Origin of the sequence: Allobosea sp. BK604, assembly GCF_004341515.1 — a bacterium.
Classification (GTDB): Bacteria; Pseudomonadota; Alphaproteobacteria; order Rhizobiales; family Beijerinckiaceae; genus Allobosea.
Genome location: NZ_SLZF01000006.1, coordinates 112,502 through 129,210 on the forward strand (window position 1 = coordinate 112,502; position 16,709 = coordinate 129,210).

30 protein-coding genes and 2 tRNA genes are annotated in these 16,709 nt (G+C 64.2%); 6 read left to right on the forward strand and 26 right to left on the reverse strand.

Features of this window, described 5'->3' with window-relative positions; translation table 11 throughout:
- Positions 1–47 precede the first annotated feature (47 nt).
- Positions 48–1,163 carry a hypothetical protein gene (locus EV560_RS19095; protein WP_131857392.1) on the reverse strand — a complete coding sequence of 372 codons (1,116 nt, stop codon included), beginning with the start codon at positions 1,161–1,163 and terminating at the stop codon, positions 48–50.
- The gene (locus EV560_RS19100; RefSeq protein WP_131857393.1) at positions 1,160–1,903 is read right to left on the reverse strand and encodes a N5-glutamine methyltransferase family protein; all 744 of its coding nucleotides are present in this window, start codon (positions 1,901–1,903) and stop codon (positions 1,160–1,162) included. Before EV560_RS19100 ends, EV560_RS19095 begins: the two co-directional genes overlap by 4 nt.
- Before the next feature lie 247 nt (positions 1,904–2,150).
- Between EV560_RS19100 and EV560_RS19105 the strand changes: the two genes are divergently transcribed.
- Positions 2,151–2,339 carry a hypothetical protein gene (locus EV560_RS19105; RefSeq protein WP_131857394.1) on the forward strand — a complete coding sequence of 63 codons (189 nt, stop codon included), beginning with the start codon at positions 2,151–2,153 and terminating at the stop codon, positions 2,337–2,339.
- Positions 2,332–2,607 carry a hypothetical protein gene (locus EV560_RS19110; RefSeq protein WP_131857395.1) on the forward strand — a complete coding sequence of 92 codons (276 nt, stop codon included), beginning with the start codon at positions 2,332–2,334 and terminating at the stop codon, positions 2,605–2,607. Before EV560_RS19105 ends, EV560_RS19110 begins: the two co-directional genes overlap by 8 nt.
- A 42-nt stretch (positions 2,608–2,649) precedes the next feature.
- On the opposite strand, the gene EV560_RS19115 is transcribed toward EV560_RS19110, so the two are convergent.
- The 3 genes from EV560_RS19115 to EV560_RS19125 all read right to left on the reverse strand — a co-directional run bounded on the left by EV560_RS19115 (position 2,650) and on the right by EV560_RS19125 (position 3,987).
- Entirely contained in the window at positions 2,650–3,009 is a 360-nt protein-coding gene (locus EV560_RS19115; protein ID WP_248312133.1) for a GNAT family N-acetyltransferase, read from the reverse strand.
- 561 nt (positions 3,010–3,570) lie between these two features.
- Positions 3,571–3,661: transfer RNA gene (locus EV560_RS19120), tRNA-Ser, on the reverse strand.
- Positions 3,662–3,744: 83 nt separating this feature from the next.
- Complete coding sequence (locus EV560_RS19125; RefSeq protein ID WP_131857396.1) at positions 3,745–3,987, reverse strand: hypothetical protein; 243 nt, start codon at positions 3,985–3,987, stop codon at positions 3,745–3,747.
- 205 nt (positions 3,988–4,192) lie between these two features.
- On the opposite strand from EV560_RS19125, the gene EV560_RS19130 reads away from it, so the two are divergent.
- The gene (locus EV560_RS19130; RefSeq protein ID WP_465247022.1) at positions 4,193–4,561 is read left to right on the forward strand and encodes a hypothetical protein; all 369 of its coding nucleotides are present in this window, start codon (positions 4,193–4,195) and stop codon (positions 4,559–4,561) included.
- Positions 4,562–4,793: 232 nt separating this feature from the next.
- Positions 4,794–4,869, forward strand: a tRNA-Phe gene (locus EV560_RS19135).
- A 51-nt stretch (positions 4,870–4,920) separates the two neighbouring features.
- On the opposite strand, the gene EV560_RS19140 is transcribed toward EV560_RS19135, so the two are convergent.
- The 20 genes from EV560_RS19140 to EV560_RS19230 form a co-directional block, all read right to left on the reverse strand.
- Positions 4,921–5,157, reverse strand: coding sequence for a hypothetical protein (locus EV560_RS19140; protein WP_131857398.1), 237 nt, complete (start codon positions 5,155–5,157; stop codon positions 4,921–4,923).
- On the reverse strand, positions 5,150–6,373 hold the full coding sequence (locus EV560_RS19145; protein ID WP_131857399.1) for a site-specific integrase: 1,224 nt from the start codon (positions 6,371–6,373) through the stop codon (positions 5,150–5,152). The genes EV560_RS19140 and EV560_RS19145 overlap by 8 nt, the downstream gene beginning before the upstream one ends.
- Positions 6,303–6,617, reverse strand: a complete 315-nt coding sequence (locus tag EV560_RS36075; RefSeq protein WP_207908068.1) for a hypothetical protein — start codon at positions 6,615–6,617, stop codon at positions 6,303–6,305. The genes EV560_RS19145 and EV560_RS36075 overlap by 71 nt, the downstream gene beginning before the upstream one ends.
- 2 nt (positions 6,618–6,619) lie before the next feature.
- On the reverse strand, positions 6,620–7,243 hold the full coding sequence (locus EV560_RS19155; protein ID WP_131857400.1) for a hypothetical protein: 624 nt from the start codon (positions 7,241–7,243) through the stop codon (positions 6,620–6,622).
- The gene (locus EV560_RS19160) at positions 7,236–7,451 is read right to left on the reverse strand and encodes a hypothetical protein (protein WP_248312134.1); all 216 of its coding nucleotides are present in this window, start codon (positions 7,449–7,451) and stop codon (positions 7,236–7,238) included. The genes EV560_RS19155 and EV560_RS19160 overlap by 8 nt, the downstream gene beginning before the upstream one ends.
- Positions 7,451–7,648, reverse strand: coding sequence for a hypothetical protein (locus EV560_RS19165; protein ID WP_131857402.1), 198 nt, complete (start codon positions 7,646–7,648; stop codon positions 7,451–7,453). Before EV560_RS19165 ends, EV560_RS19160 begins: the two co-directional genes overlap by 1 nt.
- On the reverse strand, positions 7,645–8,289 hold the full coding sequence (locus EV560_RS19170; RefSeq protein ID WP_131857403.1) for a hypothetical protein: 645 nt from the start codon (positions 8,287–8,289) through the stop codon (positions 7,645–7,647). The genes EV560_RS19165 and EV560_RS19170 overlap by 4 nt, the downstream gene beginning before the upstream one ends.
- A complete protein-coding gene (locus EV560_RS19175; protein WP_131857404.1) occupies positions 8,286–8,930 on the reverse strand; it encodes a hypothetical protein in 645 nt (214 codons plus the stop codon). The genes EV560_RS19170 and EV560_RS19175 overlap by 4 nt, the downstream gene beginning before the upstream one ends.
- Positions 8,927–9,379, reverse strand: coding sequence for a hypothetical protein (locus EV560_RS19180; protein ID WP_131857405.1), 453 nt, complete (start codon positions 9,377–9,379; stop codon positions 8,927–8,929). The genes EV560_RS19175 and EV560_RS19180 overlap by 4 nt, the downstream gene beginning before the upstream one ends.
- 1 nt (position 9,380) lies before the next feature.
- On the reverse strand, positions 9,381–9,878 hold the full coding sequence (locus EV560_RS19185; RefSeq protein WP_131857406.1) for a hypothetical protein: 498 nt from the start codon (positions 9,876–9,878) through the stop codon (positions 9,381–9,383).
- Positions 9,875–10,561 carry a hypothetical protein gene (locus EV560_RS19190; RefSeq protein ID WP_131857407.1) on the reverse strand — a complete coding sequence of 229 codons (687 nt, stop codon included), beginning with the start codon at positions 10,559–10,561 and terminating at the stop codon, positions 9,875–9,877. Before EV560_RS19190 ends, EV560_RS19185 begins: the two co-directional genes overlap by 4 nt.
- A gap of 115 nt (positions 10,562–10,676) precedes the next feature.
- Positions 10,677–11,090 carry a hypothetical protein gene (locus EV560_RS19195; protein ID WP_131857408.1) on the reverse strand — a complete coding sequence of 138 codons (414 nt, stop codon included), beginning with the start codon at positions 11,088–11,090 and terminating at the stop codon, positions 10,677–10,679.
- Positions 11,090–12,106: a hypothetical protein gene (locus EV560_RS19200; RefSeq protein WP_131857409.1), complete on the reverse strand. Its 1,017-nt coding sequence runs from the start codon at positions 12,104–12,106 to the stop codon at positions 11,090–11,092. The genes EV560_RS19195 and EV560_RS19200 overlap by 1 nt, the downstream gene beginning before the upstream one ends.
- On the reverse strand, positions 12,103–13,086 hold the full coding sequence (locus EV560_RS19205; RefSeq protein WP_131857410.1) for a PD-(D/E)XK nuclease-like domain-containing protein: 984 nt from the start codon (positions 13,084–13,086) through the stop codon (positions 12,103–12,105). Before EV560_RS19205 ends, EV560_RS19200 begins: the two co-directional genes overlap by 4 nt.
- Positions 13,083–13,289, reverse strand: a complete 207-nt coding sequence (locus EV560_RS19210) for a hypothetical protein (protein ID WP_131857411.1) — start codon at positions 13,287–13,289, stop codon at positions 13,083–13,085. Before EV560_RS19210 ends, EV560_RS19205 begins: the two co-directional genes overlap by 4 nt.
- A complete protein-coding gene (locus EV560_RS36715) occupies positions 13,286–13,408 on the reverse strand; it encodes a hypothetical protein (protein ID WP_282568865.1) in 123 nt (40 codons plus the stop codon). The genes EV560_RS19210 and EV560_RS36715 overlap by 4 nt, the downstream gene beginning before the upstream one ends.
- Positions 13,405–13,728 carry a hypothetical protein gene (locus EV560_RS19215; RefSeq protein ID WP_131857412.1) on the reverse strand — a complete coding sequence of 108 codons (324 nt, stop codon included), beginning with the start codon at positions 13,726–13,728 and terminating at the stop codon, positions 13,405–13,407. Before EV560_RS19215 ends, EV560_RS36715 begins: the two co-directional genes overlap by 4 nt.
- Positions 13,721–14,209 (reverse strand): hypothetical protein, encoded by a 489-nt coding sequence (locus tag EV560_RS19220; RefSeq protein WP_131857413.1) that lies wholly within the window; start codon positions 14,207–14,209, stop codon positions 13,721–13,723. Before EV560_RS19220 ends, EV560_RS19215 begins: the two co-directional genes overlap by 8 nt.
- 5 nt (positions 14,210–14,214) lie before the next feature.
- Positions 14,215–14,685 (reverse strand): hypothetical protein, encoded by a 471-nt coding sequence (locus EV560_RS19225; protein WP_131857414.1) that lies wholly within the window; start codon positions 14,683–14,685, stop codon positions 14,215–14,217.
- Between the two features lie 337 nt (positions 14,686–15,022).
- Positions 15,023–15,529, reverse strand: a complete 507-nt coding sequence (locus EV560_RS19230) for a helix-turn-helix domain-containing protein (RefSeq protein ID WP_165923539.1) — start codon at positions 15,527–15,529, stop codon at positions 15,023–15,025.
- Between EV560_RS19230 and EV560_RS36890 the strand changes: the two genes are divergently transcribed.
- A complete protein-coding gene (locus EV560_RS36890) occupies positions 15,528–15,749 on the forward strand; it encodes a helix-turn-helix domain-containing protein (RefSeq protein ID WP_465247027.1) in 222 nt (73 codons plus the stop codon). The genes EV560_RS19230 and EV560_RS36890 overlap by 2 nt on opposite strands.
- A gap of 38 nt (positions 15,750–15,787) precedes the next feature.
- Here the strand turns inward: EV560_RS36890 and EV560_RS19240 are convergent, their stop codons facing one another.
- Positions 15,788–16,057 (reverse strand): hypothetical protein, encoded by a 270-nt coding sequence (locus tag EV560_RS19240; protein ID WP_131857417.1) that lies wholly within the window; start codon positions 16,055–16,057, stop codon positions 15,788–15,790.
- A gap of 1 nt (position 16,058) precedes the next feature.
- Between EV560_RS19240 and EV560_RS19245 the strand changes: the two genes are divergently transcribed.
- Positions 16,059–16,619: an HNH endonuclease gene (locus tag EV560_RS19245; protein ID WP_131857418.1), complete on the forward strand. Its 561-nt coding sequence runs from the start codon at positions 16,059–16,061 to the stop codon at positions 16,617–16,619.
- Positions 16,620–16,709 lie beyond the last annotated feature (90 nt).

Here is a 16,709-nt window from a genome sequence, read left to right on the forward strand (position 1 = left end):
CCGAAAGTGGCTTTCGGCTTTCGAAAAAAAGCGGATGCGACAACGCTCTAGTCGAACCGGCCCCCGGCCAGGCGGCCCCAGTGCTCGCCGGCGAGCCCGTTGAAGAAGCCCTGCGAGTTCAGGAAGGCGTTCACCAGCTCCTTGTCGCGCGAATGCACGACGGTCGCCGCCGGCTGGGTGAAGGCGACCCGCCGCCCCAGCATCGCTTCGAGCAGGGCCGGCTGCGTGCGGCCGCGCAGGCCGGCGGCGCCGCGCTGCGCCGCATCGCCGATCAGGCAGTCGAGGACGGCGCCGGCCTGCCCCGGCAGCGCCAGGACCTGGAGCACCCGCGCGATCCTGCCCGGGCTGACATGATAGAGGAAGGCGCCGATCGGCTCGCCGTTCGAGGCGGAGACGGAGGCGAACACCGCCTCGCCATACTCCGGCTTCCCCGCAGCCTCCGCGACGATATGCGCGAGCAACTCCGCGCTCCAGTCGGGTCGCAGCGTGTAGTGCCGCGTCAGCGGCTCCACCAGCGCGATGAAGCCGGCCTGGTCGATCTCGCTGACCTTGGCGCCGCCCTTGCCGCTCCAGTTCTCGGCGACGCTGGACCAGCGCAGCTCGTTCCCGTCCATGCGCCCGCGCAGATAGCGATCGATGCCGCGCGCGAGCGGATCGAGCCAGCGAATGGCGCCGGCCCGCCGCGAGGCCAGGTCGAGCAGGAAGGAAGAGGGCCGGATGACCCGATGCCAGTCCAGGCTGTATTGCGGCAGGGCGACCCCGCGCAGCTTCGTCCACATCTGGGTCGAGAGGGCGCTCGCGGTTTCGCTGAAGGAGATGTCCTGCCGCCCGGCCAGGAAGGTCCTGAGCAGCCTTGCGCCCGCCATCGGATCGTTCGCCCGCGGCTCGACCATGAGCGAGCCGCAAATGGCTGCCCGCAGCTTGCGGATGCCATAGCTCATCAGCAGCACGTTCACGCCGACGAAGCCGGAAATATCGCCATCTCCTGCGATATGGACGAGCGAGGTGATCTCGGGGTCGCAGACCGGAGCTTCGAGATAGCGCTGGCTCAGATAGGCCGCGAGCGTCTGGGGCGCCGGCTTGTCGCCGTCCCGAAAGGTTTTCTGGAAGAGCTCGGAGACCGCCGGGATATCCGCGGCCTGCAGCGGACGGATCTCGCTCATGCCCGGCTCGGCGAATCAGAGGGCAGCGAGGGCACCGGGGGCACCGCGGCGCCGTTTCCCGATTTGCGCAGCAGCGCGACGCGCGGCATCCCGTCGTCGTCCTTGGCGAAGGTCACCGGCTCGTAAGCCCTGGCCCGGGCGCTCAGGGCCGCGACCTGCCGGTCCTGCCCCTGCCCGAACTCGAAGAGCAGCCAGCCGCCGGGCTTGAGGAGATCGACCGCGTCCCGGACGAGGCGCTGGTGGATCGAGATGCCGTAGGGTCCGCCGTCGAAGGCCTCGCGCGGCTCGGCCGCGAGCAGATGCGCGCTCTCGCCGTCGAGGCGCGCGGTGGAGATATAGGGCGGATTGCAGACGATCATGTCCGCAGCGCCGGAGAGCCCATCGCCCTCAAGCGCAGCGAACAGGTCGCCCTGCCGGATGGTGACCCGGTCCTGAAGCGCCAGGCGTTCGGCATTGCTGCGGGCAAGAGCGACCGTGCTGTCGGTCAGGTCCGCCGCCCAGACACGGACTGAGGGGATCTCCGCGGCGATCGCCAGGGCAAGATTGCCGGAGCCGCAGCACATGTCGATCACCACGGAGCCCGGCGGGTTATCGCGAAGGATCGCGACCGCGCTGCGTCCGAGCAGTTCGGTTTCCCGGCGCGGCACGAGAACCTCGGGCCCAAGCTCCAGCGTCACGCTCATGAAGCGATTCAGGCGGGGCGCAGGGCCGCCCTCCTGGGCTGCTGCTCTGGGCGGCATGGCGGCTCCTTCCGTCACTCGACGGTCATGCATCCACCACGGACTATCGCGCCCAGGTAAACGGCCGCTGAAAAAGCGTTGCTGGTTGAGCGTGGAGTGCGGGGGCCTGGAGCGCTGACCAGGGTTATGCGTCTCTGCGCCTTACCGAGTGGTCGGTGTCGTTCGGCGTGCGGATCCGATTGTGGCGCCTGGCCGGATCAAACAGCTCACCGCCACGTTTCCAGTCAAACGGATCAGCGGGGCAAACATGCGCATCGAGACCTACGACGAGTATTTGCTAGCGGGAGATCGCCTGAAAGCTCTCGGCCAGATATCCGCCGACGGCACAGGCCAGGACGAATTTCTCGACCTGACTGCCGCCATGCTCGATTTTGAGACGCGCGAGCACCCCGCTCTGTCCAAGCAACCCCAGGCAATGGAGGGCGGCGATGGGTGAACCAAAGAAGATCGTCGTTGGCTGTGAAGATGATTACGAACGGGCTCGCGCCCGGGCAAAAGAACTTGTCCTGGCGGAACCGGGCTCCGAGGCCGAAGCAGAGCTGATCGATCTCGAGGAAGCGGCCGACACATGGGAGGCTCAGCACCAGGACGATGAAGACGGTCCGTCCAACGCGCCTGGTTTTCTGACGGCGACAGTTGGAACCGGCTTGGTCCTGGCCGTCGTCGGGCTCGCCAGCGCACTGATCATCGAGCTGGCCAGTTAGCTTCCGGATAAGAATGCTCTCACAGCGCAGTTGGTGGAAGCGCTATCGACTGCTGGGCATCAGGTCCGCATATTCGGGGTGCCGATGCGCCCAGTCCGCAACGAACGGGCAGACCGGAAGAATTTTTTCGCCCCGGCGTCGCGCGAGCTCGAAGATTCCGTGGACCAGCTGCGATCCGATACCGCGGCCGCGCAACGCCCTCGGCACCTCCGTATGAGAGATGATCAGGAGGCCATCCTGCCGCCGGAACGTCGCGTAGGCTATTCCTCCCTCCAGCGCCATGTTGAAGCGGTTGGCGCCGGTGTCTTCTGTCACGACGGCGCTGGCGATTTGTTGTGACGCATTGTCTTCACGCGGGCTGTCCACTCCACTCGACAATGCTCTGGCGAGATCGGTTTTCACGGAGCCACGGTCCGCGCCCTGCTCAGTTGAGAGCTTGTTTCCGGGTCCGTCTCTCATAATCAGCCTCCTGCAATGTCGCGTTGATTGAAACAAGCTCGAGGCTCGGATGTTTCCTGATCATTCGAAAGAGTAGAAGTCGCTTGCGCACTGAGATTGACCAAGTGCACAATCATGACAGTTGGGGACTGTCGGCGGCGCCGGACAGTAAAGCGCCGGAACCAGCACTGCGTATCAGTGCCGTCGGGGGTCCATTATGCTCGTGAGTGGTAGCGTCAAGGGAATCTGGCTGCGGGCCAGTATTGTGGTCACCGTTCTGGCACTTCTCGCCCTGCCCATGGCTTTTCAGTAGGCCCGGCGAGACCTGGGCGGAGATTCCCGTGCCCTGTGGTCCCGACAATCCGGTTGCCTCCTGCTGCGGCCGGCTCATGCAAGTCCGGACGCCTTGGCATTCGCAAGGGCACGACGATGCCCGGAACCCTTCTACCCGCTGCCATGCCAAGGCGCCGTGACAGGGCACGGTCCGCCCGCTCCAGGAAGCTCAGCAGGATCAAAAGGGGATGATGGCGGAGACGGAGGGATTCGAACCCTCGATACCCTTGTGGGGTATGCTCATTTAGCAAACGAGTGCCTTCAGCCTCTCGGCCACGTCTCCGTTGCAGGCTCTATGCCCGATTGCCGAGCGCTTTGACAAGCCACCCTGTGCAGATCGCGGTGAATGAGATGTCACTTCGGCGCTCACGCCGAGCGGGCCTCGTCGAACGCATCGACCCAGGCAAGGGCTTCGGGCAAGGTCTCGAAGCTGGGGCCGTGCAGCAATTCGTCCTCCTCCTCGCTCAAACCGAAGCGAATCCCATAGCCATCGGGCTCGCGCCGGATGGTGACGGGGTGGCGGGGAGGAAGCTGCGTCCGGCTGTCGCCGGCGCGCGAAGAGAAAGCATGCATAACGAGATCCGCAAAGTCGTCGTCCAGCGCAATCAACGTCAGCCTGGCTGAACGGTTCCCGAACGGCCAGGGGCCAGAATGTCGCTCCGCAGGGCCGGGCCTGGGCCATCCTTCCGCCACATGATTCGCGGTTTCGCCGCGACATGGTCATGGAATGACCAGCGGCGGCCCGGGCTATCACCGCATTCCTCGGCCAGGTTTCGCGGTGATCCGCAAACCAATGGAAGGACATTCGATGCGCATGATCACGATTGCCGCGGCCGGCGCGGCCCTCCTGCTCGCGACGGCAGCTGGCGCCCAGGCCCCCTCCGGACAGCCCTCGCCTGCCCGCCCGCCGGCAGCGGCGCCGCAAGCGCCCGCGACTCCGCCCGCGATCCAGTCGGTGAATGTCGTCGATATCACCGAACTGCCGGAGTCGACGCAGTCCCAGGTCAACAAGGTCGTGGCGGAGCGCGGCGATGGCGAGTTGCAGAAGCTGCGCAATGCCATCGATTCCGCACCCTCCATCAAATCCGCGCTCGAAGCGAAGGGACTGACGCCGACCCATGTCGTCCTCGCGCAGATCAACGATAGCGGCGAACTGACGCTCATCACCAAGAAGGCGGGCTGAGGCTGAAGCGCTTCGGCACGAGCACGCGGTCCCCCCTGGGGGCTGCGGGCCAATGGCGCATTCCAGCAGGCCGGGCGCAGCCCGGCCTGGCCTGACCTGGCTCAACGATATCAACAGGCTCGCGCGCCGGGAGCCGCCGGGTTCCGCGCAAAGATGCGAAGCGACTGGACAGGCCGGATTTCAGCCTCTATATCGCCCCGACCAACACGGAGCGTCACCGCTTCGCCGGAGCGCCCAGGTAGCTCAGTTGGTAGAGCATGCGACTGAAAATCGCAGTGTCGGTGGTTCGATTCCGCCCCTGGGCACCATTTTTTTCAACGGCTTAGGCCGTTTTGTTCAAGCGAGTGTTAGGGTTGGTGTTAGGGCAGATTGTTCGCGGCCAGTTCTATACGGTCGGCATTGGATCTGAGCATCTGAACGAGCGCGGCCCGTAAAGCAGCTTCTTCATCTTGATCATGCGCCCATTCGATACCCGAAATTTGGCCCAGCAAGTCCGCTAGGCTGATGCGTCCGATTTGCGATCCACAATTTTCGCCGATCACGTCGACAATCCATCCGCCGGCCAAGGTATCGAGGCTGATCCGAGCTTCATCCATTGCTCTTGCTCCTTTTCGCTAGCCTTAATTCCGCCACCCGGTTCGACTGCACAACGCCCCCGCGATTGTAGCCCATGGTGGTCGAAATCTGCGTGTGGGTCGCGGCCTTCATCACGTCGGCCGGCTCGGCCCCGGCTTCGAATGCCTCGGACACTGCGCCCGCCCGGCTATCCATGTTCCATACGTCGTTTGGCCACGAAGCGTCCTTCGCAATCTTCCGAAACGTTCTCGCGAAATGCGCCTTGCGATAGGGCTTGCCTGACCCTTCATCGAGGATGACCGGCCCGACGCGCTGATCCTGTGGGATCATCTGCAGCAGCACGAGCGATTCCGGGTACGCCTTCAAGTCGTGCTCGGCGATCTCATTGCCGTTCGACTTGCTGGTAGGCTTGCGCAATATCCAATCGCTGTCGATGTGCGCCCAAGTAAGGCCGATCTGCCAACGCCACTCACCATCCATGATCCCGTCGCGCGACCCATCGCCGGCACGAACCCATTCGCCGATGACGTCCTTTTGCCGAAGCCCAAGGTCAAACTGCAAGGTGACTGCCAAGGCAATCGACGCCCGTCCCTTCTCGTGAGCCTTCGGCCTAAACGCCATGACGAGGTCATGCGTAACCCGCTTCTTGCGGCCCTTCGGCGCCTTGAATTCCATCTTCGAAAGCACTGTGGCCAGGCGCAGGCACGGGTCGCCATCCTTCTGCGCGAGTTCACAGCCGTAGTTGACGATGCGCCGGAGCGTCTGGATGCAGGCATATGCCCCGCGTTCTCCAAGGACACTCCACTCCTTGTGCCATGCTCTAATCTTGATGCCGGTTACAGTGCCGAGATCCACCTTGCCGAAGGTCTGCGTGATGATCTTGATGTAGCGCTCATAGAAAATCTGGGTGTCGCGCCGCCTCTCGCGGAGCGGAGAGGCTTCGTCGAGCAGGAAGCTCTCGCAAAGCCATGCAACCGTTCCGTAGGCCGATCGAGCAGACGTGGAACGCAGGCCGTCGCGCCACATGCGCAATTGCATCTGCAGGCGCTGGCACTGCTCGGCGATGTATAGATAGCCCTCTTCGGTGTCGAAATCGGCGCGAAGCCGGACTGTCTTAGGCCGGAACCCCTTCGTGATGTCCTCTTTCTCCGCAACCCAATAGCAATCAATCCGGCCGCTTTTTCGCTTTAGCCGCCGCAATCCTGGCGCGCTCAGCCTTCCATTCGGCGAGTCCATCGTTAGGTTCCTCCTCCTGCTCAAGCGAGGTGACAGCCTCGAGCTTGTATCGTCTGTCGAAAAACGCGCGGATGGCAGGCCAATAGCGCCCACCATAGACGGCGCTGATCGGGGGCAGCCCGTTGCGCTCTTCCATCTTCGCAATTCGAGGCCACTCTGACGCGCGGTCGCCAAGGATCACGCGGGCGAGCTCCTTCTCGTCGGGGTATAGGCTCGTCGGCTCGGGGCGGCGACGCTCGGGCATGCTCACACTCCCTTGCCCCGAATATCTGCCGCGATGTTGGCAGCAACAAACTGCACCGCTCCCTCAGGCGCCCACGTGCCGACAACCTTCGACGTCGTGTGGAAATCGGCGATCTTCGCGCACCGCTCTGTCTCGGCAGCAACCGCTTCCCTCAAGCGCTCCTCGGCTGCGGTGGCGCGGGCTTCGGCGGCTTCGGCGCGAGCGAGATTGTCCATCGCGGCCTTCTGGTAGGCGTCAGCGTGGGCGATGTGGTCGTGCATCTCCCGCAACTGCCCTTCATCCGATAGCGCCTGCATGCGGACCTCGCGGATCTCAGCCTCCTTCGCCGCGAAGGCTTTGGCAAGGAACGGGGCTAGGGCCTCGGCAAGAGCACCGGCACCAAGCTTATGCTGGCCGTCAACCCGGCGGATTTCCTGCGCGAGATCATCGACGGTGAAGCTGCCAGGCATCCCGTCCGCCTCCTGGCTCTGGGCGGCGAGCGCATCGGCCGCGTTCGTCATGGCGTTGATCCGCGCAACATGTCGCGCGCGTTCAGGCGTTCCTGCTTTCGAGTAGTCGTCATTCGAAGCCGTCGTAATTGCGTGCCGTAACGCCTTCTCCAGCGCCCCCTTATCGATCTCAGACATCAGGTGCATCCTTCTGGAGAGCGGCGCGGCCGGCGAGTTCGTCGAGCCGATCTAAGCGAGCGCGCATTTCGTCCGTGAAACGGTACACGGCATCCGGCCGCATCTCCGGGTATGCCTCGACCAGATCGAGACTTTCAGCCGACCACGTGGCTGCATTCTTTGCGATGTAGCCGGCCAATTGTGAAAAGCGGATTTTCGTCAGCTTCATCACTTCGCCTCCCGGCGGTGCATAGGAATTCGCCCCTGGCCGCGACGATACCCAACGGCATAGTCCCGCCCGTGGCCGGGCATCCGGAACCACGAGTGGTCCCTGACCTTGGGAAGGTCTGCGATGTCGATAACGGCAACCAACTCTTGCGAGATCCGGATATGAGCCACGTCGCCATTGATACGGATGTGGTTCATTCCCCTTCTCCTTCCCTATTCCCTCTGTCCTGAGACGTGGCGGAGAGGGCGGCGCGGCATGCAAAGTCGGCAACGCTCTGGAACGAGCGGACAACAGCCTCGTCATGCTCGCGCTGTCTAATGTTGTAGACGGCCGTCTCGCACTGCTGCTTCACGCACTCCAACGCCCGCCGCAGTTCCGCCTTATCGGCTTCGGCGGCTGTGGCGCGGGCTTCGGCCTTGGCCCGCAGATCGTGTGGTGAGTTACTTCCGACACGCTTCTGGATCGTCCAGACATACGTTTCGAAGGGCTCGGTCTTCGCGTGGTAGGTCATTTCGATGTAGTTTTCCGCGCCGGATGCGCGGAAGTGCTCGCTGATGACCAATCCCATGTGCTGTACGATCGGGCCGGTGAGGGCTACGTCGATGGCGCCGCCCTCAATCCGAAGGTGCTTGAGTTCCGGGTCCATCAACCGGTCCAAGTCGGCCCGCGCCTCGACTCGCTCGCGTTCCTTCTGGTCGAGCAGGGCGAGGAGGGAGGCGACTTCCCTGACCGAGAAGTTTATCAGACCGAGTTCTCGCGCCTCCTGATGCCAGGCCGTCCGCTTCCTGATCTCAGCCAGTCGGCTCTCGCTTATCGGTTCTACTGATACGGGGGTCATGCGGTCACCTCAAAGAGATCGCGCTGAATCGGGGTAAGGCCGTCGAGGTCGCCCCATTGGGTGGCCATGGCCTCGGCGATGCCGGAGAAGAAGCGGGAGCGCTCGCGCCAGCGATCTGGCCCCGGCGACATCCGATGGACGCGGGCGGTGCGACCTTCGACGACATCGGTCGCGCGAAGCGGCGGCAGGTTGCGAAGCCAGAAGCACGTCCGCTTCACCTCGCCATGGCCGAACTGCCACGGCTGCACGCTCTGCGCCGGCTCGGCATAGTTCTCGATCAGCTTTTTCGCGTGCCGGTGCATCACCGGGTTTTCGACGCAGACGCGCTTGATCGGCGCGTTCCAGAACGCCGAGAAGAGCGCGGCACCTTCCTCAAGCTCGGCCCACATCTCTTCGCGAGTGCGGCCCGGCGGCGGCGTCGAGAGCCACCGGACGCCACTGTTGCAAAGCCGGGTGCATGGCGGGTGACCTACCATCAGCAGATCCCAGCCATCATCGAGAATGTCGCGGGCATCGCCGACGATGTGCCGGTTGCTGCCGTCCTCTGCCGGCAGGAGATCGCACGACCACGCATCGTGGCCGCGGGCTGAGAAGGCACGACGAACCGTCCCGCTGAATTCGCAGGCGACGAGCACCTTCACCGCTCCCCCTCCTCATAGGAATTTGAGTGCGCATCCGCGAGATCGGCAGAACCGTTCTCCATAGCCGAGGGAGGAGCAGGGAGCGGCATCCAGCGGCTGGGCGCAGCATCGCGAGCGTCTCTTGTGCCGAACGTCCGCTCTTGATCGTGAGACCAATACGGGCGCGGATTTCGTGCGTACCGGTCGTCATTCCAACGACCGCAGACCACGTGCCCCTTGCGGAACAGGATGATCCGCTTGCCATCCTTCGGTGCCGTCTCGATGTCCTGCCAAGGTAGGGCCGCGCTGGCGAGGGCGGCGCGGCACTCAATCAGCAAATCTCGGACGGCGACGTGATCCGCTAGTTCCGGGTTAAACAGGCCGCCATTGGCGAGGTAATCGGTGATCCTCTCCGCGATGTCCTGACAAGGCTCGTTGGGACACTCGCGGATGCGCACTAAATCCTTCATCCTACACCCCCTTCGGAGAGAGGGCGGCAATGTCGCTGGCAAATCGTCGGGCTTCGACTTGAGCCGTGGAGTTGCCACGATCAACCCATTCTGGCGGGCGTCCATTCTCCGCACGTTCTGCGCCCCATTTCATCGCCGCATAGACGATCTTGGCGATTGCCTCCACCATCTCCGCAGGTGCAGCGGGGGCGGGTGGGGTGGCGCGATACACCGGAAATGCGCCGAACTGGCCTGCCTCACACACCGCGTAATCACCACGCTCCGGGAACCAACGAAGATGGGTGACCGCCTCCCCGCTCGGGCTGGCGTCGCTGGCGAGAGCGGAGCGGATGGCGCGCGCGAGTTCGTTGAACCCATCGCGCAGGATGATGTTCTCCTTGCGATCAATATTGTCGTTCGCGAGCATGTTGCAGATGTTGGCACGCTCCTCGGCCATCTGCGCGCAAGCCTCCCGCACGCTCGTTGCCGGTTCGGTGGCGGGTTTGGGGGAAGGGGTCATGCTGAAAGCTCCATCTGTTCAGGGCGCACGGACCAGACGCCGGGGCACTGCATTGCATCCCAGCGGTCAGCCATGCCGCGCGGCGTGTTCTGCGGACGGTTGTGGTTCTGAGCGATGTCGGTGCTATCGAGGGATGCAAACGGCCACTGCCGGCCAGCGCATTGCATCCCTCGCAGCATGTGGATGTTCGGCAGGAAGCGTCGGCCGCTGGTCATTTCGTTCCAGCATTCATCCATGCGGCGTTGCCAAGCCGGCGACAGCACCGCGGCATATTCTGCGGTTGAGCCGATGCAGACGCGCGGCCATTCCTCGACGAGGCGCAGCAGGCGGTCGATCGGTTCGTCCATGTGCCAGACAGGCGCACCACGGTGTCCGAATGGCCATTCCTTGAGCAGCGCGTCCTGAAGCTGCGAGCCGCCGTCAATCACATCTGGGATGACGGCCCAGCTCGTCGGATAGGACAGCCAGCGCTCGCACCAGTCATAGAAGGCCGGCCAGTCGGTTTCGGCACCGCGCTTCCATTTCGAGAAGGCCCCGTTGTCGAGCATGACGGACTGACCGATCTGATGCGCGCGCTGAACGTCTTCGGGCCGGGCATGACTGACGCAGAAGTGGCGGCCGGCAAGTTCGTATAGCGCCGAGACCGGCGTGATGGGCGTGCCGTGATAGTGGACTGTCATCATCACCACCGCCCCGTGATGATGCGCTTGACCGTCCATGCTGCGTAGACCGCGGCAACCAAGGCAGGCAGCGTCCAAGCGTACCAGGGGGCGTCACCTATCAAATCCCGAAGCGCGCTCATCGGGCGGGCTCTTGGGTGGGGCGGAGGGACTGCAAGCGCGCCCATTTCTCGGCCATCTCGTCGGTGATGTCTGGATCGGCGACATGGCTGTCGATGAAGGCCAAGGCTGCATCGGACAGAGCCTGGAGCTTCTGAAGGCGGAGGTTCGCTAGGCTGCGCATGAACAGCAGCGCATTCCTGACAGCCTTATCGACTGCCTGCGCTTCGTCGTTCGGCCCGACGAGGCCGGCGATCCGAGCAGCGGTGTCGTCGATCACTCCGTCGGCGGCAAAACGCTCGTCGCTCGCGATTTGCTCAAGCGCCGCCACTGCTTCGTTCCGAACGGCGTCGACCCAAGAGCCCTCGATCGTCGGGAGACGGCGCAGCCGGGCGATCAAAGCTCCGGTGTCGATGACAGACGCGTCCCCCATCACGCCCTCCCTAGAGAAAGGGTTTCGTCGCCTTCATGGTCGACGGGCTTGTCGACCTGGTTGGCGGTGGCCTTGTTGGTCTCGTGGTGGCCGCTGTCGACGAGCGCGCGCTGATCGGCCTTGTCGAGCGCGCCGAAGTGCTTGCGATAGGCCTCCATGCCGTCCGTCGCGGCGATTCTGGCTTCGTCGATGATCTGCTGCCCGCGGAGATCGGGCGCGTCGCCTGGAAAGTCGTCTGAGCCCTGCCCTGCTGGTGCCGGGCGCGGCTCGGCCTTCTGGCCCTTTGCCCACGCCTCGAGGGCGGCGCCGTGCGACCGGTTGATGCGGTCGCCGTGGTTGAAGATCGTCCGATGCGCGCCCTCCATCTTGAAGGTCTTCGGATCGGACAGGTCGATGTAGCCTTTTCGCTCGGTCTCCAGCCAGAACGCGACCGTCATCTCGAACGGGAATGCCTTGTTCGTGACGGATTTCAGCGTCTTGGTCGGCTTGTCGCCCGGGTTCTCGCCGGGCTTCACGCTCTCCTCGCCGCGAATGCTGAAGATGATCGGCATGCGGCGCTGCAGGAACGAATAGACCATGGCCTTGTGAGCGCTCTTCGGCTTGATCCAGGAGGCCATTTTCATGCGCTCCTGCTTCCGATAGTCGTCGCCGGCCATGCGCGTGATCTCCTGCGCCTGCCAGTCGAGCACGCCGCCGATGCCGACCCACTCCATGCTGAAGCTGTCGATGACGAGCGCGGCGTAACCGGCGTTCTCGGCCTCGATCGCGGCCGCGGCGAAGCGCTCCGGCCGGAATGGCGGATCCATCACGTTGACGTCGAACTGGAACTGATCTTTCAGATGCAGCGTGCGGCCGCCCTCGGTATCGAGCACGGCGATCTTGCCGTTCGGGCCGGCAATGCCGCGCGCGAGCTCCAGCGCGGAAAAGGTCTTGCCGCTGTTCGTCCCCCCGGTGAGCGCGACGAACAGGCCAGCGCGTTCCGAGAAGTTGGCGGCGGGGGCAAAGGTGAAGGTCAAGACGCGATCTCCGAAAGCTGGTGGCGCTGCGGCCGCGGCGGCTGCCATGGCGCGCGCATGAGGAATGGGTCATTGCCGAGGCCACGCAGGCGCTCGTCGTCGAGTTCGCGGGTAAGCCAAGCGCTCTCCGCGAATGGCGGGTATTCGGCGAGGACGATCTGCGCCGGGTAGCCCGGCCAGTTGCCGGCCTGGATGCATCGGTTCCAGAGGCCGATCGCGGCCGAGACCTTCTTGCGGCCGATCTCCAGCCCGGCGTTGTCGAGCTCGGCGACCGTGATCAGGTGTGGGAATTCGTTCTCGACGAAGATCCAGCGGAAGCGCAGGCGGCCGGCGAGGTCGGGCCGCAGGGTGATGACGATGCGCTCGTACATCGCCGCCTGCACCTCATAGCCCATGTTCGCGATGCGCCGGCCGAGGCCGGATGGTTCGGCCGCGAGGTCGCCGGACTTCAGATCCCAGATGATGGCGCCGCCGTTGCGCTCCTCGAGCTTGTCCATCATGCAACGGAGCCACGCGCCGGTCGCATCCTGGCAGATGCCGACGACCTCGGGCGCTGCAGCAGTGAAGCCGTCGCATCCTTCGATGCTGGCGAGTTGCTTGCTGACCGCCTCCGCCATCGCGGTGGCGCGCTCATAGTCGGCCTTGAGGATCGGGCACTCACCAGCATCGTATGCGGCCGAGCGAGCTTCCTTGGCCGCATTCGTCCGGTAGTCCTTGGCGTCGATCTCGACGACGCTGGCGCCGCGACCGAGCAGCAGCTTGTGAACTGCGGTGCCGATCTCCTTCGCGCCGGTTGGCGTCTCGTCCGGCTGCTCGGGGTTGAGCCTCGGGTGAACCTGCCACGCATGGCGCGGCGACTGCGTGAGCAGCACGTTCGCGACGCTCGACGACAGGCTCGGCTCGGCGGCCGGATCGGCGTGATAGTCCTTGGCCGCGACATCGAAGTGAATGCCGGCCGGGAGGCGCAGGGGCTCGGTCAAAGCAGCCTCCCCTTCTGAGCTTCGGCTTCGGCCGCGAGCCGGTATTCCTTGGCGATCTCGCGCATGAGGCGGATTTGCTTGTCGGCGAAGTCCTGCTTCATGCGGCCGCTCTCGATCCACCGCGGATAGACGCGCTCGCGGTATTTGGCCTCGCGATCGGCCGCGTCGGCCTTCTCGCTGAGCGAAAAGCTGAACTCGGTCATTGCTGGCCTTCACGGTTCGCGCGGCCGAAGAGCGCCAGGAGCACCCACGAGACCGGGATTGCGAGGATGAGATAGATCCCGGTTTCCGGGCTGATCAGCGGCTCGTTCCACCAGCTCATGACAGGAGCCACCAGAAGCGGGCGGCGATTGCCGGCGCGGCGACGAACAGCGTGATGGCGGCCGCGATGTCGCCGATCCGGTCGAGCGGCCACGCGACGGGAATGCGCCCGTCCTGCGTGGTGTGCTTCACCATGACGATCGCGAAGACGGGCATGGGATAGCGGTGCAGATCGGCGAGCTCGCCGGCCCATGCGTTGGCGGCTTCCTCGGACAGGTGCCGCTCGCCGGCGGTGATGCGCCCGGCCTCGATCGCATAGGCGACGCGTCGGGCGGCGTTCAGGCTCTCGGCCGCGATCCAGAGGGTGCGAGCGTCAGACATTGCCGCCTCCGGCTTTGATGCGGGCGGCGCGAACGATGTTCAGCAGCCGCATTTCCTTGTTCGGCACGAACTCGGCCGGGTCGCCTTCGCAGTCAGCGTCTGCGCGGTTGTCGAAGTACTCCTCGCACTCCGCCAGCGCCTCGCGCAGCCTCTTCGCCTCAGCCCGCGCCTCATCCCGCTCGCGAGCAATCTCGTGCTGCCCAGCCAAGGCTCTCTCTGCGACGCCACGGTGGTATTCGATGCGCTCGGCATCGGTCAGTTCGGGGAGGTCAGCCGTCTTGCCGGTGGCGCGATAGAGGCGCCGGCCAGAGGTGAAGGTGCTGGCGATTTCGACGGCGCCCGCCTGCTCAAGGCCCAGCAGCGTATTGAAGACCCGGTAGAGCGGCGTGTCGTCTGAAAGCGCAGCGCAGACGTCAGCAGCATCAAGCGGCTGCTCCGAAGAACGCAGCGTGTCGAGCACGCGAGTATTGAGGTCTCCCATCGCCCCTACTCCGCCGCCTGACGCGGCGCGCCGAAGAGCAGCCGGTCCATGGTGCCGTTGGTCTCGGCGCGGCGTGCCCAGCGCGCGAGTAGGCGGGCGCCGAGCAGGTTGTGCAGCGAGACGTTCATCGGGAAGGAGTTACCGGTCGTGCCAGCCGCGATCAGCCGCTCAACGATGCGCAGGCCGGCCGTCGCGCTCTTCTGCGACAGGTTCCAAGTGATCTGATCAAGGGTGCTCGGGTGGCGCAGGTAGCGGCGGGCGGCCGACTTGATAGCCAACACGCGCTGCTGCGCGGCGACGGTGCGGCAGCGAGCGATCGCGCGCTCCATCGCGGTCATGCCGTCGGGGGAGGCGGCACGGATGGCGGCCTCGTGGTCGCGGCGCTCGTCGATCAGGACGGAGATCCGCTGCGCTCGGGACATATCAGGCTCGGCCGGGATGCCGACGTAGACGGTCTGGAAATTCGGTGCGGACAAGGACGCCTCCCATCGGTTGATGAGAGAACTTCGCACATAGCGAATATAAAGGTCAAGGGGAAAGTTCGCTATACGCGAAGTTTCGCGAGAGCCAGCTAATTATAGGCCGCTCAAAAGGTCGCGTTAACCCTACGCCGCAATCAATTTGCCGGCGCAACCAAAGGCGAAGGGAACTGGAATTGTCGTAAGGTAAACGGTGTCGTAGGCTGATCCTCCAGCCCGCCAGAAGTGCGGGTATTGGGGGAAACCAGGCCGAGCCCGCCACAATTGTGAAAGCCCTTCTCCCTTCATACCGGCCTATTGGAAGAAGTCTCAGGGGTACGGGATATGCGTCGGCTTAACGCCTTCTTGCTGGCATGGGAGAAGCTTGATCCTGACGGGCAGGTTCGCGCTCTAAAGCTTCTTCGTCAGGAGCTATATCAAGCAAAACGCCAAGGATCCGGGCCTGGCGATCGTCTGGAAGGCCTTGGAATATCCGCATCGCGTCTGCAAGCCGCCTCACACGCGCGGACGCCTCGGGATCGTCTTGAGGCGGATGGCGCAGTAGATCGATAGGCTCGACCTCAAGCGTCGCCGACCAGCCGGCGACCCAGTCGTCGTTCATCCGCTTCTTGCCTGACTCCTGTTCGGAGATGAGGCCGATCGACGTATCCAGCGCGTCCGCGATCTGTTGCTGAGTGAGGCCGCGGTGCTTGCGCCATTCGCGCAGGTACCACTTCACGGCCCTGTTTCCTGTCGGTTTTGCCATGCCGACATCATAGTTTTCGCACCGCATCATTGCTTTCACCGTATGGCGAAGTTTTCGCTTTACGCGAACTTCGCGATATGCGAAGTTGCGAGGCATGGAACATCTCATTGAATTCCGTCGCGACCGCGAGCTCACCCTGCAGGCCTTGGCCGATCGGATCGGCACAAGCCCGGGATATCTCCACGACTTGGAGAAGGGTCGGCGCCGGCCTTCGCCTGCGCTGGCTAAGACGATCGAGGAGAAAACCGGCATCTCTCGCCGCGTTCTTCTGCCCGAGGTCTTCGGCGATCTGCCGGCTGAAGGGGCCTCCGAATGAAATACGCGCCCCTCATCGAGACCATGCGCGAGCGCCGGTCAGCGCCTCACCTCGGATGCCACGAGCATGTGGCTTGTGAGGGCGATTGCTTCTGCCGCCGGCGTTCCCGTGTCGCCGCGCTTCTTCATGCCTGCCGCGAGGTCGCTCAGCTCGTTCGCGAGCGCTTCCAGAACCTCGTTCGGCGTCTGGTATCGCGGCGACATGATGACCGCGCTGAAGCTGAGCGCGAAGCCGGCAAGCGCCGCCGCTAGATCCTCGGTCGTGATCGGCTGAGCTGACATTTCTGATCTGCCTTCCTGGGGGAACATCGTGAGTAGAGGTTATTCGAGCTCGGCCGCAGCGTCCTTCGGTTTCGACCGAGACGATTCCGGTGATTTTGTCGAGGTCGCGCTATCGCGGGGGATGGTCACTCTTGTCGATCGGCAAGACGTCCATTTGCTCGGTGACCGCAAATGGCAGGCCAAGCCCAGCGGCCCGCACGGTAAGACCCACTATGCGGTTATCGCAGTTGGCCCGAGGCGCGCTCGGAGACAGATGTGGCTGCATCGGCTTATCGCCGGAGCCGCGGATGGCGAGTTCGTCGACCATATCAATGGAAATGGTCTCGACAATCGCCGCGCCAATCTTCGCCTGTGCTCGCACGCGGAAAACTGCGCCAATCGGGGATACCCGGTGGGCAATAGTCGCAAGCGCTGCGTCCGCGCGCAAAGCGGACATTTTCAGGCGCGGATTTCGCCGGGCGTTGGTCTTCAGCCGCGAGTGATCGGCACTTTCGCAACCGCTGACGAGGCGGCGCGGGCTTACGATGTCGCTGCAATGGCGCGGTTTGGCGCCTTCGCGCGCCTCAACTTCCCGGCGGGTGCGCGATGAAAGCCGCGCAGCTCTTCGCTCCCCCCTCTCCCATTGAGGAGGTGATTGCCGCCGTCGCTCGGCGTCTATGGCCGCTGAAGACGGCCGCGA

Coding starts and splice junctions, on each gene's coding strand:
- EV560_RS19095 (WP_131857392.1), bottom strand. CDS start 1,163: ATGAGCGAGATCCGTCCGCTGCAGGCCGCGGATATCCCGGCGGTCTCC.
- EV560_RS19100 (WP_131857393.1), bottom strand. CDS start 1,903: ATGCCGCCCAGAGCAGCAGCCCAGGAGGGCGGCCCTGCGCCCCGCCTG.
- EV560_RS19105 (WP_131857394.1), top strand. CDS start 2,151: ATGCGCATCGAGACCTACGACGAGTATTTGCTAGCGGGAGATCGCCTG.
- EV560_RS19110 (WP_131857395.1), top strand. CDS start 2,332: ATGGGTGAACCAAAGAAGATCGTCGTTGGCTGTGAAGATGATTACGAA.
- EV560_RS19130 (WP_465247022.1), top strand. CDS start 4,193: ATGATCACGATTGCCGCGGCCGGCGCGGCCCTCCTGCTCGCGACGGCA.
- EV560_RS19140 (WP_131857398.1), bottom strand. CDS start 5,157: ATGGATGAAGCTCGGATCAGCCTCGATACCTTGGCCGGCGGATGGATT.
- EV560_RS19145 (WP_131857399.1), bottom strand. CDS start 6,373: ATGGACTCGCCGAATGGAAGGCTGAGCGCGCCAGGATTGCGGCGGCTA.
- EV560_RS36075 (WP_207908068.1), bottom strand. CDS start 6,617: ATGCCCGAGCGTCGCCGCCCCGAGCCGACGAGCCTATACCCCGACGAG.
- EV560_RS19155 (WP_131857400.1), bottom strand. CDS start 7,243: ATGTCTGAGATCGATAAGGGGGCGCTGGAGAAGGCGTTACGGCACGCA.
- EV560_RS19160 (WP_248312134.1), bottom strand. CDS start 7,451: ATGAAGCTGACGAAAATCCGCTTTTCACAATTGGCCGGCTACATCGCA.
- EV560_RS19165 (WP_131857402.1), bottom strand. CDS start 7,648: ATGAACCACATCCGTATCAATGGCGACGTGGCTCATATCCGGATCTCG.
- EV560_RS19170 (WP_131857403.1), bottom strand. CDS start 8,289: ATGACCCCCGTATCAGTAGAACCGATAAGCGAGAGCCGACTGGCTGAG.
- EV560_RS19180 (WP_131857405.1), bottom strand. CDS start 9,379: ATGAAGGATTTAGTGCGCATCCGCGAGTGTCCCAACGAGCCTTGTCAG.
- EV560_RS19185 (WP_131857406.1), bottom strand. CDS start 9,878: ATGACCCCTTCCCCCAAACCCGCCACCGAACCGGCAACGAGCGTGCGG.
- EV560_RS19190 (WP_131857407.1), bottom strand. CDS start 10,561: ATGATGACAGTCCACTATCACGGCACGCCCATCACGCCGGTCTCGGCG.
- EV560_RS19195 (WP_131857408.1), bottom strand. CDS start 11,090: ATGGGGGACGCGTCTGTCATCGACACCGGAGCTTTGATCGCCCGGCTG.
- EV560_RS19210 (WP_131857411.1), bottom strand. CDS start 13,289: ATGACCGAGTTCAGCTTTTCGCTCAGCGAGAAGGCCGACGCGGCCGAT.
- EV560_RS36715 (WP_282568865.1), bottom strand. CDS start 13,408: ATGAGCTGGTGGAACGAGCCGCTGATCAGCCCGGAAACCGGGATCTAT.
- EV560_RS19215 (WP_131857412.1), bottom strand. CDS start 13,728: ATGTCTGACGCTCGCACCCTCTGGATCGCGGCCGAGAGCCTGAACGCC.
- EV560_RS19220 (WP_131857413.1), bottom strand. CDS start 14,209: ATGGGAGACCTCAATACTCGCGTGCTCGACACGCTGCGTTCTTCGGAG.
- EV560_RS36890 (WP_465247027.1), top strand. CDS start 15,528: ATGGAACATCTCATTGAATTCCGTCGCGACCGCGAGCTCACCCTGCAG.
- EV560_RS19230 (WP_165923539.1), bottom strand. CDS start 15,529: ATGCCTCGCAACTTCGCATATCGCGAAGTTCGCGTAAAGCGAAAACTT.
- EV560_RS19240 (WP_131857417.1), bottom strand. CDS start 16,057: ATGTTCCCCCAGGAAGGCAGATCAGAAATGTCAGCTCAGCCGATCACG.